Here is a 13405-nt window from a genome sequence, read left to right on the forward strand (position 1 = left end):
GCCTAAAAGGCACCCGCTTCTACAGCTGCTGCTTGTACAACTAATATATGAAGCAGGCCGGAAAATATGTTAGCTTGGCCTTGGAGGCGTTTTTATTTCTTTTCCGCCTTTTTTATCATAAAATAGAAAATAAAGATTGATCATGGATAAGGTTAAGAAGTGGACGTAATGGGTAAAGTGTAGTAAAGTACAATTAATTGGGAGCTTAGTTATCCCTTCAACATCTTACAAAGAAGGGAAGGTTGGCAAATGGAAATCGAAAGAATAAACGAACATACGGTTAAGTTTTATATTTCCTACGGTGATATCGAAGACCGCGGGTTTGACAGAGAAGAAATTTGGTACAATCGAGAACGCAGTGAAGAGCTTTTTTGGGAAATGATGGACGAAGTGCACGAAGAAGAAGAGTTTGCCGTTGAAGGCCCCCTTTGGATTCAAGTGCAGGCCCTTGATAAGGGATTGGAAATCATTGTGACAAGAGCTCAGCTGTCCAAAGACGGACAAAAGCTGGAACTGCCGATTCCTGAAGATAAAAAACAGCATGTAGCAGAAGAAAGCCTTGATGCTTTGCTTGACGACTTTCAAAAAGAAGAGCAGGCAGAAGAGCAGAAACTGCAGTTTGTTTTAAAGTTTGACGATTTTGAGGATTTAATCTCACTGTCAAAAATGTCTATCAGCGGCTGCCAAACGACATTGTACTCTCACGAGAACCGCTACTATTTATTCGTGGATTTCAGTGAACTGCCTGATGAAGAGGTGGAAAACCAGCTGAGCATTCTGCTGGAGTATGCCTCAGAATCAAAGACGACGATTCATATGCTGAAAGAGTATGGAACACTGATTGCAGCGGATCATGCTCTTCATACAATAAAAAAGCACTTCGCATAAAAAAGCACTTCGCATAAAAAAGCCGGTTTCTTTTGAAGCCGGCTTTAACTTTCTGGAACAAATATAACAAAGAGCTTCAATTCTCCACAACTTCCCTCCTCCCGCTCTACATCTTTCAAACGGCTCACCACTTTCAAAAGAAAACGATCATTTCGGACCAAACCAAATAGGGTCAATCTGATCTATACACTTCCAGTTTCATTGATTAAGATGGATTGGTGTTATGACAAATTTTGAAAGGTGAGATTGATTTGATGCGAAAAAGTTTAAAATGGATCATGGCTGTCTTTATTGGTTTAACATGTTTTTGTGCCGCTTATTCTCAAACAGCCATGGCAGCCGTACATTCCAAGACTCCGGATATTCTCGGAACAACGGGTAAAAACAATTTGAATCAGGCCTATAAAAAATACTTTGATACAAAAGGCGATGGTAAAGGCGGATCGCTGTTTCATTATATGAAGGACGGTTCAGCTTACATCGCTTCGACGACGGACGATAACCTGGGAAATGGCTACTACAGCGTCAAAACAGAGGGTATGAGTTACGGGATGATGATTACGCTGCAAATGAATGATGAGTATAAGTTCCAAAAGCTGTGGGATTTCGTCCGTAAATATATGCGCCATTCCGACAGAAGCGACAGTTTGTACGGCTACCATAGCTGGCATATGAAAACGAACGGCTCAGACGTGCAAACCATTGATCAGAATGTTGCATCTGACGGCGAGGTCTGGTTTGCGGCAGCGCTCATGATGGCATCTGGCCGCTGGGGAGATAAAAAATACCCGTACGATTACAAAGAGCGGGCTCAAGACATGCTTGACGCTTTGGCCGGTGATGGAGAATACGCCAACACCGGTAAGGAATCGCGAGTGTTTATTAAAAACAGCAAGGATCAGCGCTATGCGATGGTTCGATTCGGCCCTTATGTCAATTGGACGGACCCATCCTACCACGTTCCTGCTTTTTTCGAGTTGTTCGCTAAAAGCGCCAGAAGCAGCCAGCAGTATTTTTGGAAAGATGCAGCAAACAAATCTCGAACATACTTGTCAGAAACAACGTTTAAAAGCGTGTTAAATAACGGATCAACCATCACCAATGCGGCCACAGGGCTGTTTCCCGATGAAGCCGGCTTTGACGGCGTAAGCGATGCGGCTCATTCCTCAACGGAAACAGACCGAAATTTCAGCTATGATGCTTGGCGGACGGTGTCTCATATCGCTATGGATCATACACTTTGGTCCTCGGCAGATAACGCATATCGCGCCAGCGAGCAAAAAGCGGTTAACAAGTTCTTGACGTTTATGAAACGGGAAAACTACGGGAGAACGGCCCATGAATATACGCTGAATGGGACGGCCGTCAAAAAAGGAAGCCCGGTTGGCCTGATCGCCGCCAATGCGGGCGGCGCGACTGCAGCAAGCGATGCATCATTAAGGACGGGATTTGCCAATGCGTTTAACAGCACATATATTCCAGAAGATTATTACGGATCATGTCTTTACATGCTGAACAGCCTTGTGGCAAACGGCAAATTTGCGATGTACCTTCCTTAAAAAATGTAATATCAAATTGAAAGACTGACCCTTCTCTGCGGAGAGGGGTTTTTAATTGGTCAGAAGTTGATCCCATAATTATCCTTTTTCCTTAAGGATCGGGGCTTTGCCCCTGATGGCTGGGCCAAGCGTGCCGACGGCTTCCGAAATATATGCTTCCCCTTTTTCAAGAGCGCGCTGATTGTCTCCGCCGACCATCGGTTTGCCGATTTTTCCCGGGTCCGGATGAGCATAGCGAATCGCATCCGCCGAGCCGATCACAATGTATTGCGCACCGGACTGCTTTCTCGCGTTTTCTGCAATTGGCTGAAGGATTCGGGACGGATCGTCCGTTTCAAAGGCTTCCTGGACGGAAGGCATCTGGGCGAGCGTTTTCGCCATATCGAGCGCTCTGGCTTGAATTTGTGTTTTTAACGAATTTTCTAAAATGATTAAATAGAGGCCGCTCATAACAGAAAGCAAGATGAATAGCAGGGTGAGAATCAGCAATGTAAGCTTGGTGGTCAGCTTCCGTTTGATGTCAAAAACTCCTTTTCTAAAAATTTCGAGTTCTATAATACTACTTTATATAAAATCAGCCTGAATTTGAAGCGTTTTCAAAAAAAGGAAAGCTTCCGCGCATGTTGAATACTTGATCAAACAGGAAGGAGAGAGACAATATGTTCAGTGCAATGATCGATCAAGAAGAGATCATCTGTCTTGCCGACGGATACAAAACCGAAGATCTCAAGCGATTGAGAAAAAGACATGCATTTTACTGTCCGGTTTGCCGGTGTGAACTCGACCTGAAAGTCGGTGCCGTCAAGCTCCCGCACTTCGCTCATAAGCCGGGTGCAGCATGTCCGGTGCAACATGAACCGGAGAGCTCCTATCACCTGAAAGGAAAACGGCTGTTGTACGAATGGCTCGGCAGACAAGGCTTCCGCCCGGTGCTTGAACCGTATTTGCAAGAGATCAGACAAAGGCCCGATTTGCTTCTGGAATACGGAACCCGCCAGGTTGCAGTTGAATTTCAATGTGCGAATCTCGATGCGGCAGCGTACCGAAAAAGAACGGACGGCTTTCTCAAACTGGGAATCGAGCCGTTGTGGATTCTGGGAGGTAACCGGGTAAGACGCTTGGCGAGGAGTTTTTTTCAGCTTTCAGGGTTTCACTGGCAGTTCGCTCAGAAAAGGGATAAGCCTCCTAAGCTCCTGTTTTTTTGCCCCGAACAAAAGGCTTTCATCATCCTCGAACACTTGATTCCCTTTCAAACAAACAAAACATCCGCATCCTTGCGTTTTCTCCCACTTGCTGAAGCAGGCTGGCATGATTTAACCGCATGGGAAAACTGTTCGCCTCTCCAGCTTAAAGGTTGGAAAGAAAACATCCGCAGCTTTCGAATGTCGACCGTGCGTTTTTTATCAAAAGAAGCGAAGCAGATGGCCGCGCTCTTTTATGAAAAGTTCCGGCTCCCGCTCCCTTTTTTCCCCTCAGAAGTCTTTCTCCCGGTGCCGTCAGGCTATATTTTTGCCCACCCGGTTTATGTGTGGCAAGGGCACCTTTTCTTATTTATAACGAAGCATGATACGTTTCGCCTGCAGTCTGCGGTTCATTATATGGACTGGCTCGTCAAGGGCAAAAGGCTGAAGCTGAGATGGAGCGGGCAGCAAACGGCTGCTGATGCCGTTTGTGAATACATTTGTTTTTTGCATAAAAAAGGATTTTTGGAGAGGAAAGAGGAATTTTATTATTCCGCGGGTCCTGTTGCTCCGGAGCCGCGGCTGGAGGCGCTGTTAAAAAGGGATGAACATTATTTTTCCGAATGATTATCAAGCCTTTCGTTCAACCTAAAGAAAGGAAGGTGGTGTCCGGGCTGTTTCAGATCAAAAGATATGTATTTTATTTTTTAACGGCGGGATTTTGCGTCTTTTTTTTCGCATATGATTTGACAAAAGACGGTGAAAAAACAGAAGATAAACACAATACAAGTTTATTGGACAACAATGGACTTGGAGTAAAGAAAGCGAGGGGATTGACAGTGGCTGAAGAAAAAAAATCGAAGAAACTGCCTTCAAGAGAAGAGGTGAAGCAAGAAGACACGTGGAGACTTGAGGATATCTTCCCGTCAGATGATGCTTGGAGCGAGGAATTTCAAGCCGTTAAAGAACTGCTGCCCAAGCTTTCCGAATTCAAGGGCAGGCTCGGCCATTCCGCCGATGATCTATATGAAGCGCTGACTTATCAGGATAAGGTGATGGAGCGTCTCGGGAAGCTGTATACTTACGCTCACATGCGCTATGATCAGGATACTGCAAATTCTTTTTACCAAGGTCTCAATGATAAAGCGGCCAACCTCTATACCCAGGCAGCGAGCGCAACGGCCTACATGGTGCCGGAAATACTATCGATTCAGGAAGAAAAGCTTCAGCAGTTCCTGCTGGAAAAAGAGGAGTTAAAGCTTTACTCGCATGCTCTCGAAGAAATCAATAAAGAGCGTCCTCACGTACTGAGCGAGGAGGAGGAAGGGATTTTGGCCGAAGCGTCTGATGTTCTTTCATCTTCTTCCAACACGTTCGGCATGCTGAATAACGCCGATATGGAATTTCCGGAGATCACCGATGAAAATGGAGAAAAGGTACAGCTCACACACGGCAATTATGTCACCTTTTTGGAAAGCGAGAACCGCGATGTCCGCCGCTCGGCATTCAAGGCGGTTTACGAAACATACGGCCGCTTTAAAAACACGCTCGCTTCCACGCTCAGCGGAGCTGTGAAAAAAGACAACTTTTATGCGAAGGTTAAACATTATAAATCGGCGCGGGAAGCTGCTTTGTCGCGAAACAGCATTCCTGAAGAAGTCTATGACAATCTTGTCAGCACGATCAACAAGCATCTCCCGCTTCTTCACCGCTATGTTGAGCTTAGAAAAAAAGTGCTTGAGCTTGATGAGGTACACATGTATGACCTGTATACTCCGCTGGTAAAGGACTCTGGAATGAAAGTTACCTACGAGCAGGCAAAGGACTATATGCTAAAAGGTTTGACGCCTTTAGGGGAAGAATATTCATCCATCCTGAAAGAAGGCTTGAACAACCGCTGGGTCGATGTGTATGAAAACAAAGGAAAACGAAGCGGCGCTTATTCTTCAGGAACTTACGGAACAAATCCGTATATTTTGATGAACTGGCAGGACAACGTCAATAATTTGTTTACGCTCGTCCATGAATTCGGCCATTCCGTGCACAGCTACTATACGAGAAAATATCAGCCTTACCCGTACGGAAACTACAGCATTTTCGTAGCCGAAGTAGCTTCTACGACGAATGAAGCACTTTTGGGAGAATACTTGCTGAATACAATCGACGATGAAAAACAGCGGCTCTACATTTTGAATCATATGCTTGAAGGCTTCAAAGGAACGGTTTTCAGACAGACGATGTTTGCCGAATTTGAACATGAGATCCATATCAAAGCCCAGGAAGGGGAACCGCTGACACCTGAGCTGTTAACGAGCATCTACTATGATTTGAATAAGAAATATTTCGGTGACAATATTGAGATTGATAAGGAAATCGGTCTTGAGTGGTCAAGAATACCGCATTTCTATTACAATTATTATGTGTATCAGTATGCGACAGGCTTCAGTGCAGCCCAGGCACTCAGTCAGCAGATTTTAAAAGAAGGCAAATCGGCTGTTGACCGCTATATTGAGTTCTTGAAAGCGGGTAGCTCGGATTATCCGATTGAAGTGCTGAAAAAAGCCGGTGTTGATATGACAACTTCGGAGCCGATCGAAGCTGCGTGCAAAAAGTTTGAAGAGCAGCTGAACGAAATGGAAGAACTTTTGCAAAAAGTCAATCATTCATAATAGGCGAGTATATAGAAGAGGCTGCCGGTCATACCGGCAGCCTTGTTCGCGATGAGGTCAAAAACCTTTAAATGTTTTGCGGTGGTTGAGGCGGTTGAGCGTAAAAAGGATTGATATAAATAAGAGAGGGGACGTAATATAAAGGGGAAACATATTCATCAAACCTAAAATATTCAAGACGAAAAAAAATAATATTGATGCAAGTCCTAAAATGATCTGAAGCATAAAAACCCTCCTAAGGACCGATAAAATTTCACAGGGGGAGACGAGGCGCAAAAAGGCAGCAAAACCGGGCGCCAGTTCGCATAAATCGCGGTATGGCAACGTGCGGCGGGCTCGTTTTCTTTGTTACTTTGATCATATGATGGACATCTATTTTTTATGTTTTTGTGACAAAAATGTGAAAACTAATGAAATCAGTTGTCAAAACTCGACATGATTTGATATTATAAAGATGTGAAATTGATCACAAACAAACATTTACCCCTTTGTTTGACCGTGAAAAATTTCTCCCATCCCCTTTGTTGTCGTTAAGACATAATTAGAAACCGCGCTTATCCCGGCGCGGTTTCTTACTGCTTCAAAAAGGAACGTGCGTTCGTTTTAGCGCGAAAAAAAACACGGGAGAAACCCGTGCTATTTTTCGCATTGATAAAGCGGTCCGGCATCATGATGTCCGTTTATATAGCGCCAGAACATGCCGTGTTTCGCTTCCACTCTTTCGACTTTGCGGGCGAACGCGAGCTTTTTCATTTCCCGTTCCACCTCTTCCAGCGTCCAGTCGTAAACGACGGCAATTTCTTTGTCGGCTACAAATTGAAAGTATTCGATAAAAAGTTCGAGCGGAGGTGTTTGTGAAGGCTTCGGCTCATCGCCGAGCATCTCAAACAATACTTCTTCGTAAATCTCGTATGAATAATTTCCGGTTACTTTTAAGCCTTCTCCTTCGCGGAGACTGTTAAAAAACGTAAGAGTCGGGACAGATGCCACTTCCATTTCGGCAGCGATTTTCAAATCGCATTGCAGGGCTTTCACGGCGCTCTGCGAATGAAGATCCCTTTTAAATTCCTCCAGATCGAGCTGTGTATGCTCTGCGATCGCCAGCAGCACCTGTTCCTCGGTGATATCCTGCCGATTGAGAAACAGGCTTTCCTGCATGCATCTCAAAAACTGCAGCCCTGCTTTTCTGCCTTGCAGTTCCGCCGCTTTTAAAGCGAGTGAAGCGAGGTATGGTGCGGAGAGCGCTTTGTCATGCAGGAGCGTCCCGTCACAAGACATGCCTGATCTGCATGCGATCTTTTCCCATGCCTCTGCGAGGCGGTGCTTTTTACGTTTCTGAACGTTCAGCGCTGTGATGCTGCATGCGGCGATGATCCTTAGTGTGAAAAAACGGCCGTAGCGGATTTTCAACTTTTTGATCGCCGGCTCCAAAGCCCAGCATTCGGGAGACAAAGGGTCGACAAACATATAAATTTCCATCGGTTTTTGCGGATGTCCATGGCAATGGGAGAAAAATTGGTCACGCTGATTTAGTGTCAATGTGAACCATCCTCCATTTTAGGCTGATTTACCATATGTCTGGCTGTCAATGTCAGCCTTTCAAAAAGAAATTCCCTTATTTCGCCCTTTAAACCGACATGATCCATTGCCTCTTTCATACACGAAAGCCATGCGTCTGCCCGTTCCGGTGTGATTGGAAACGGCAGGTGCCGCGCCCTCAGCATCGGGTGTCCGTGTTCTTCTGTATAAAGCGGCGGACCGCCTAAATATTGCGTTAAAAATTGCTTCTGTTTTCTTGCCGTTTCCGTTAAGTCGTCCGGAAAAATCGGGTAGAGCAGCGGATGCCGCTTTACACGCTCATAAAAAGTATCAACAAGTTGCGATAGAAGCTCTTCTCCAATCGCTTCATAAGGTGCGTTAAACGATTGTCCCATGTTGACTACTCCTTTTAATATGGCTAATAGGAAAATATACCGATTCCTATTGCAAAAAAATATTTATCTTGTGCATCATTTATTATTTCACGATTGTATATACTTATTTTAGCAACCTCGTTCCATTTCTACAAACAAACCGACTTCTGCCTGCGGGCGAAAATCGCTGATTTTGTTTCAAATATCATATCATATTCGCTTCTTAAATGTGTATTTTTAATACCGGGAGGATCAAAGAGGAAGTAAATGCGGACAAAAAAAGCCGGAAAGCATCCTTTCCGGCTTAAGCATAGTAATTTGAGGTGATTCTTTTTACATAATTTTGCGTTTCTTTAAAAGGGGGAATGCCTCCGTATTTTTGGACATTTCCCGGTCCGGCATTGTAGGCCGCTAATGCGAGGTTCACATTCCCGCTGTATTTATCGAGCATCTGCTTTAAGTATTTTGTTCCGCCTTCTATATTTTGTACGGGGTCAAAAGCGTTATTCACGCCGAGCGCTTTCGCCGTTGACGGCATGAGCTGCATCAGGCCCATGGCGCCGGCCGGGCTGACCGCTTTTTCCTGGTAGCGCGATTCCTGCTTGACGACGGCATGAATCAGCTTCTCATCGACTCCGTATTTTTCTGCGGCGTTTTTGATGATCTGGTCAATGCTCTGATTTTGGCCGCCGAAAGAGACGGGTTTCGCTGCGGCAGATGGGACGGCCGCAATTGCCGCAGGCTTTTCGGCTGTCAGCGGCGCCTGGAGCTGAGACCCTGTCGACACGGCCGGAACAACCGCGGGCTGTGAAGACTCCAAACCACCGACATTGCTTAAATATTGGTTTAAAATCGAGCTGAAATCAAAACCAGCATCTTCGGAACCGCTGTCTGAAGCCGGATAAAACGACCGTATCGCCTGTAGTTCCAAAAGGGCGGCCAAATGGTTGACGTTCATTGTTTTCCCACCTTATTGATCTTTAAGTTTTTGTTCATAAAATCGGACGATTTTATTTTTGGTTTCACGCTCAGGGATGCCGAACGATTTCAGCAGTTCAGAGAAATCCCGTTTTCCGCGTTCATAGTCTGTCACTTCGAATTCAACTTCAAAGTCTTCTACCATTAAGTATCGGCTGTGATCCAAAACAATTAAGCCCTGCGGCAATTTTTTTTCTGCACGGCTTGTTGCAAGCGTTCCGAAAAGGATGAGCTCGTCCGGTTGAATGCCGAGGCGCTTCAGGCGATCGTATACCGGTCCATGCGGAATTGTGAACGTTTCAAATTCGGGCTTCCCGGTCAGCTCCTGGTGGGTTTCCATCAGACCTACAGGTGCCGGCTCTTTTAATGTCAGTACATATCGCTGCTGTTTTTCGCGAATTCTTAAAGCCGCTCCTTTTTCTTTTAAAGAAAAGGAGGACGTATCGTAATAATGGTTTTTTTGTATAACAAATTGCTCGGAAGTAAATTGATAATATGATTTGATTTTCTCAAATTCTTTTTTTGTCAGCATATTTTTAAATTCGATTTCAAGTTCCTGGTCCATTCTTTAATTTTTTCATCCTCTCAGCTGGTAAAATTGCATTTTCCTTATTATCTCTTGAGAAGGAACGTTTATCAATATTGAAGCTGATATGATAAAATGAATCTGTACTTTTATTGTAAAGGAGAGCATTATGCAGAACAGAATTGAGATTACAGAAGCCAATCTGCGAAACGACCGGCTGGTGTTGACCAGCGAAATCAATGACGGAGCGGAGCGGAAACCGGCCGGACGCATGCTGACAGACTCCGATCATTTTGCATTTGTATACATACTTGAACAGGACGATTCCTTTGAATACGTCATTTTAAACGAAGGCATCTGGTCCGATCTTAAAGCGGCCCTCGACGCCAATCTTCCTGTGTTTTTACATATCGGAAACACGGAGCTGGAGCTTAACGGGTTCCATGATGAGCTCGGATATTTAATAGAGAATATTAAAGATAATGCAAATTATGGCGAAGAAATGGAAGAGAGAGTGAAACGGATATTCCTCTAGAAAAAAAGGCGATGAAATTGGGGGAAGGTTTATGGACGAAAAACAATGGGAGCAATTTTTAGCGCCGTACCGGCAGGCTGTTGAAGAGCTGAAAGTGAAGCTGAAAGGGATCCGGACCCTTTACGAATACGAGGAGGAACATTCGCCGATCGAATTCGTGACAGGGCGGGTGAAGCCTGTTCCGAGTATTCTTGAGAAGGCCAAGCGGAAAAACATTCCTCTGCACAACATTGAAAGCATGCAAGATATTGCCGGGCTCAGAATCATGTGCCAATTTTTTGAGGATATTCGCATTGTCGTCGATATGCTTCTGGCGAGAAAGGACTTCACGGTCGTGGATAAGCGCGACTATATCGCGGAACATAAAGAGAGCGGCTACCGCTCCTACCACCTCGTCGTGCTGTACCCTTTGCAGACAATCAACGGGGAAAAACAGATTTTGGTTGAAATTCAAATCCGGACGCTGGCGATGAATTTTTGGGCGACAATCGAACATTCTTTAAATTATAAATACAGCGGCAACATTCCGGAAAAAGTAAAATTAAGGCTTCAAAGAGCTTCTGAAGCAGCATCAAGGCTCGATATGGAAATGTCCGAGATCAGGGGCGAGATTCAGGAGGCTCACGTGGCATTTTCACGCAAGAAAAAGGATGAGGATGACGGTTAGGGGAAAGGAGATGGAATGATGAAGTTTGCGGTATCGTCCAAAGGAAATGATGTTTCCGATTCATTAAAAAGCAAAATTCAAACATATCTGCTCGACTTCGGTCTTGAATGCGATGAAGAAGAGCCGGATATCGTCATTTCCGTCGGCGGTGACGGAACGCTTTTATACGCATTTCACAAATACAGCGGCCGCCTCGACAAAACGGCCTTTGTCGGGGTTCATACAGGACATCTCGGCTTTTATGCCGACTGGGTGCCGACCGAGATTGAAAAACTCGTAATCGCGATTGCGAAAACGCCGTATCAAATTGTTGAATATCCGGTTTTGGAAGTTATCGTCCGCTACAATGACGGCAGCGATGAAGCGAGATATTTGGCGCTGAACGAATGTACGATCAAGAGCATCGAAGGGACGCTTGTGACAGATGTCGAAATTAAAGGGGAACTTTTCGAAACGTTCCGCGGCGACGGCCTTTGCTTATCGACCCCATCGGGAAGCACGGCATATAACAAGGCGCTCGGCGGTGCGATTATTCATCCGTCCATCAGAGCGGTCCAGCTGGCTGAAATGGCGTCGATCAACAACCGGGTGTTTCGCACGGTCGGATCGCCGCTCATTCTGCCTGAGCACCACACTTGTTTAATTAAACCGATTAATGATGTGACGTTTCAAGTCGCGATTGACCATTTGACATTGCTGCATAAAGACGTCAAGTCAATTCAATGCCGCGTCGCAAACGAAAATATCAGGTTTGCCCGCTTTCGGCCGTTTCCGTTTTGGAAAAGGGTCCAGGATTCCTTTATCGGAAAAGGAGAATAGGAAGGTTTGCTGTGAGCGATTTTTTGATGAAACAGATCATAACAGAAGAGGACAGCGGGGTTCTTTTGAAAGAATACGTCCAGCGGCTGGGCATTTCAAAAAGGATGCTGACGGACATCAAATTCGGCGGCGGGGATCTTTTGGTAAACGGCGGGCATGTAACGGTCAGATACGTTCTTCAAAAAGGGGACGAGCTCGTCATACAGTTCCCTCCGGAAAAAATGAGCGAATCTTTGCGCCCGGAAGAAATTCCGCTTGATATTTTGTTCGAAGATGACCATGTCCTCGTATTAAATAAACAGCCATGCCTGTCGTCGATTCCCTCGCGCGAGCATCCATCAGGCAGCTTGGCGAACGGTCTGATTCATTATTACCAGCGGACGGGCGTGCGCGCGACCGTTCACCTGGTGAGCAGGCTTGACCGCGACACATCGGGTGTCATGCTTGTAGCCAAGCACCGCTTCGCCCACTCGCTTTTATCGGGACTGCAAAAAAAGGGAGCCGTCAAACGGCAATATCGGGCGGTCGTCCACGGTTTGATCGCAGAAGAGCAGGGAACGATCGATGCGCCAATCGGCAGAAAATCATCGAGCATCATCGAGCGTGCGGTGATCCCCGACGGGCAAAAAGCGGTGACGCATTTTTGGGTGAACAGGCGCTTCAGCGGTATGACGGATGTCTCCATCCGTCTGGAAACCGGGAGAACCCATCAGATCCGAGTTCACATGAGTCATATCGGATATCCTTTGTGCGGTGATACGCTGTACGGAGGAACCCGCGGCTTCATTAATCGGCAGGCGCTCCACAGTGAGACGCTGACGTTTTTTCATCCCTTCACAATGGAAGAGCTGACGTTTCAAGCGCCGGTTCCGCATGATATGAGTCAGTTGATAGAGAGCTGAATTAAGCTCTCTTTTTTTATGGCTCCAAACGGAATCTTGACTCATCATAAGGCAATGAAGAGGGGACAGATTCGGTTGTCAGTTCGGGGTATCTGAAAGCGGTCAGCCTGTTGCCGAATACACAACCGGTATCGATATTGATCGTATGATGTATCATTCGCGGACGTTTGACAGGAGTGTGGCCGTACACCACCCACGGATCGCCTTTGTAATGAGCGGCCCAGTCCCGCCTGACCGGCCGTCCGTCAGGCAGCGTTTCTCCTGTAATATCTCCGTATAGCACAAACTGTTTTACTTTTCCGACAGGCTTTTTGCCGATGTCTTCCGCTTTGATGCCGGCATGTGCGACGACAAGTTCGCCGTTATGCAGGATCTCATAAAGCGGGGCGTTTTCATAAAGGCGCATGAAAAGGTCTCTGATATCCTTCTGTTTATGTTTCGGAAGGTTTCTGTATTCCGCCGCCGTCGTCTCCAGCCCGTGCTGCAGCTTCACCGGATTGCCTTTGAAAAAACGGTACAGCTTATTGCAGTGATTGCCGGGCACATATCGCACAGCTCCTTCTTCAACGGCCCGTCCTACAAATTCAACGACCTCCAGCGATTTTGGCCCTCTGTCTGTTAAATCCCCGAGAAAGACAAGTGTTCTGTTTTCCGGATGAACGGGAAACCCCGATGACAGCGAGTAACCGAGCTTTTCAATCAGCGCAATCATTTCGTCATAGCACCCGTGAATATCGCCGATTACATCATATTTCATGCGTTTTCTGC

Annotated in this window: 15 protein-coding genes and 1 pseudogene; 9 read left to right on the plus strand and 7 right to left on the minus strand. The window is 46.0% G+C overall.

Features of this window, described 5'->3' with window-relative positions; all coding sequences use genetic code 11:
* The first annotated feature begins 142 nt into the window (after nt 1–142).
* From MKZ04_RS01715 to MKZ04_RS01725, 3 genes and pseudogenes are all read left to right on the plus strand, one after another.
* Nucleotides 143–268, plus strand: a pseudogene (locus tag MKZ04_RS01715) (hypothetical protein).
* Nucleotides 250–888, plus strand: a complete 639-nt coding sequence (gene mecA / locus MKZ04_RS01720; protein ID WP_003180627.1) for an adaptor protein MecA — start codon at nt 250–252, stop codon at nt 886–888. Before MKZ04_RS01715 ends, mecA begins: the two are co-directional and overlap by 19 nt.
* Nucleotides 889–1142: 254 nt before the next feature.
* Complete coding sequence (locus MKZ04_RS01725; RefSeq protein ID WP_130569361.1) at nt 1143–2447, plus strand: glycosyl hydrolase family 8; 1305 nt, start codon at nt 1143–1145, stop codon at nt 2445–2447.
* A gap of 78 nt (nt 2448–2525) precedes the next feature.
* Here the strand turns inward: MKZ04_RS01725 and MKZ04_RS01730 are convergent, their stop codons facing one another.
* Nucleotides 2526–2936: a hypothetical protein gene (locus MKZ04_RS01730; RefSeq protein ID WP_341045142.1), complete on the minus strand. Its 411-nt coding sequence runs from the start codon at nt 2934–2936 to the stop codon at nt 2526–2528.
* Nucleotides 2937–3106: 170 nt separating this feature from the next.
* Between MKZ04_RS01730 and MKZ04_RS01735 the strand changes: the two genes are divergently transcribed.
* Nucleotides 3107–4255, plus strand: coding sequence for a competence protein CoiA family protein (locus MKZ04_RS01735; RefSeq protein ID WP_003180643.1), 1149 nt, complete (start codon nt 3107–3109; stop codon nt 4253–4255).
* A gap of 212 nt (nt 4256–4467) precedes the next feature.
* Nucleotides 4468–6297: an oligoendopeptidase F gene (gene pepF, locus MKZ04_RS01740; RefSeq protein WP_341045144.1), complete on the plus strand. Its 1830-nt coding sequence runs from the start codon at nt 4468–4470 to the stop codon at nt 6295–6297.
* Between the two features lie 57 nt (nt 6298–6354).
* On the opposite strand, the gene MKZ04_RS01745 is transcribed toward pepF, so the two are convergent.
* The 5 genes from MKZ04_RS01745 to MKZ04_RS01765 form a co-directional block, all read right to left on the minus strand.
* Nucleotides 6355–6522: a hypothetical protein gene (locus tag MKZ04_RS01745; protein ID WP_003180648.1), complete on the minus strand. Its 168-nt coding sequence runs from the start codon at nt 6520–6522 to the stop codon at nt 6355–6357.
* A 411-nt stretch (nt 6523–6933) separates the two neighbouring features.
* The gene (gene spxH, locus MKZ04_RS01750) at nt 6934–7836 is read right to left on the minus strand and encodes a protease adaptor protein SpxH (RefSeq protein ID WP_003180650.1); all 903 of its coding nucleotides are present in this window, start codon (nt 7834–7836) and stop codon (nt 6934–6936) included.
* Nucleotides 7833–8231, minus strand: a complete 399-nt coding sequence (locus MKZ04_RS01755) for a globin domain-containing protein (RefSeq protein WP_003180652.1) — start codon at nt 8229–8231, stop codon at nt 7833–7835. Before MKZ04_RS01755 ends, spxH begins: the two co-directional genes overlap by 4 nt.
* A 283-nt stretch (nt 8232–8514) precedes the next feature.
* Nucleotides 8515–9168, minus strand: a complete 654-nt coding sequence (locus MKZ04_RS01760; protein WP_025811634.1) for a lytic transglycosylase domain-containing protein — start codon at nt 9166–9168, stop codon at nt 8515–8517.
* Between the two features lie 12 nt (nt 9169–9180).
* Nucleotides 9181–9753, minus strand: coding sequence for a CYTH domain-containing protein (locus MKZ04_RS01765; RefSeq protein WP_161513181.1), 573 nt, complete (start codon nt 9751–9753; stop codon nt 9181–9183).
* Nucleotides 9754–9883: 130 nt separating this feature from the next.
* On the opposite strand from MKZ04_RS01765, the gene MKZ04_RS01770 reads away from it, so the two are divergent.
* The 4 genes from MKZ04_RS01770 to MKZ04_RS01785 are packed head-to-tail and all read left to right on the plus strand — an operon-like array spanning nt 9884 to nt 12637.
* Nucleotides 9884–10249: a UPF0738 family protein gene (locus MKZ04_RS01770; RefSeq protein WP_003180659.1), complete on the plus strand. Its 366-nt coding sequence runs from the start codon at nt 9884–9886 to the stop codon at nt 10247–10249.
* 31 nt (nt 10250–10280) lie between these two features.
* A complete protein-coding gene (locus MKZ04_RS01775; protein WP_003180661.1) occupies nt 10281–10916 on the plus strand; it encodes a GTP pyrophosphokinase in 636 nt (211 codons plus the stop codon).
* 18 nt (nt 10917–10934) lie between these two features.
* Complete coding sequence (locus tag MKZ04_RS01780; protein ID WP_023856668.1) at nt 10935–11735, plus strand: NAD kinase; 801 nt, start codon at nt 10935–10937, stop codon at nt 11733–11735.
* Between the two features lie 26 nt (nt 11736–11761).
* Nucleotides 11762–12637, plus strand: coding sequence for an RluA family pseudouridine synthase (locus MKZ04_RS01785; protein WP_020450950.1), 876 nt, complete (start codon nt 11762–11764; stop codon nt 12635–12637).
* A gap of 16 nt (nt 12638–12653) precedes the next feature.
* On the opposite strand, the gene prpE is transcribed toward MKZ04_RS01785, so the two are convergent.
* Nucleotides 12654–13394, minus strand: a complete 741-nt coding sequence (prpE, locus tag MKZ04_RS01790) for a bis(5'-nucleosyl)-tetraphosphatase PrpE (RefSeq protein ID WP_145929667.1) — start codon at nt 13392–13394, stop codon at nt 12654–12656.
* Nucleotides 13395–13405: the final 11 nt, after the last annotated feature.

This window comes from Bacillus sp. FSL W7-1354, assembly GCF_038002405.1.
GTDB classification, from domain to species: Bacteria; Bacillota; Bacilli; order Bacillales; family Bacillaceae; genus Bacillus; species Bacillus paralicheniformis.